Raw genomic sequence first — 1,093 nt, 5'->3', positions numbered from 1 at the left:
CAGGTTCGATTCGTTTCAACAAGATGGATAACAGTGTACTTTTACCGCAGCCATTCGGACCGATGATACCGATACGATCACCACGCTGAATGACAATAGAAAAATCGTCAAACAACATTTTGCCATCATAACTTTGGCCAATATGTTCAGCCTCTAATACCAGCTTGCCGCTTCTGTCAGCTTCCTGCAGTTGAATATTTGCTGTTCCCTGACGCTCACGTCGTTGACTACGCTCTTTACGCAAAGCTTCCAAAGCTCTGACGCGGCCTTCATTACGCGTGCGACGAGCCTTGATGCCCTGGCGAATCCAGACTTCTTCCTGAGCCAGTTTTTTATCAAACTGCGCATTTTGTTCAGCCTCTGCCGCCAGCAACTCTTCACGCTTTTTCAGGTAGTTTTCATAGTCACCAGGGAAGCTGACCAGATTGCCACGATCCAGTTGAACAATACGTGTGGCTAATGCCTGCAGGAATGTCCGATCATGGGTGATAAACAAGACTGTGCCACCATAACTTTTCAAAAAGCCCTCAAGCCAGGTGATCGATTCGATATCCAAATGGTTAGTCGGCTCATCGAGCAAAAGAATATCTGGCTGTTTGACCAATGCCTGTGCCAGTAACACCCGACGTTTTTTACCACCAGATAAACTATCAAATTCTGCATCAGGGTCTAAAGATAATTTTGAGATAACCGTTTCGACGCGTTGCTCTAGTGACCAGCCATCGGCCGCTTCAATTTTATGCTGTGCTTTTTCGAGTTTATCCAACAGAGCTTGTGAGCTATCTGTTTGTAGTTGATGAATAATATCGTGATATTCCACCAGCAGCGGCGCCACTTGTCCTAAGCCTGCCGCCACCACATCAAATACTTTGCCGTGTGTACCACTGGGGACTTCTTGTTCCAGACGCGAAATGACGAGGTCCTGAATACCGATCATTTCACCTGAATCAGCAGTGACTTCACCTGCAATCAATTTCATCAGTGTCGATTTACCGGCACCGTTGCGACCAACTAAACACACTCGTTCACCACGATCGAGTTGAAAATCGACGTTATTTAATAAATTTGGACCGCCAAAACTGACGGTGATTTG

At 46.2% G+C, this 1,093-nt stretch carries 1 protein-coding gene; it reads right to left on the bottom strand.

All coding sequences use genetic code 11. The features are described 5' to 3' along the window. Positions 1–1,093, bottom strand: a 1,093-nt coding sequence (locus tag B4K20_RS11805; RefSeq protein ID WP_289283022.1) for an ATP-binding cassette domain-containing protein, incomplete at both ends; no start/stop codon positions are given.

It is taken from the genome of Methylophaga sp. UBA5088 (genome assembly GCF_002414625.1).
In the GTDB taxonomy this organism is placed as follows: domain Bacteria; phylum Pseudomonadota; class Gammaproteobacteria; order Nitrosococcales; family Methylophagaceae; genus Methylophaga; species Methylophaga marina.
Note: the sequence above shows the minus strand (reverse complement) of the source record. Positions and strands in the feature narration are given on the sequence as shown.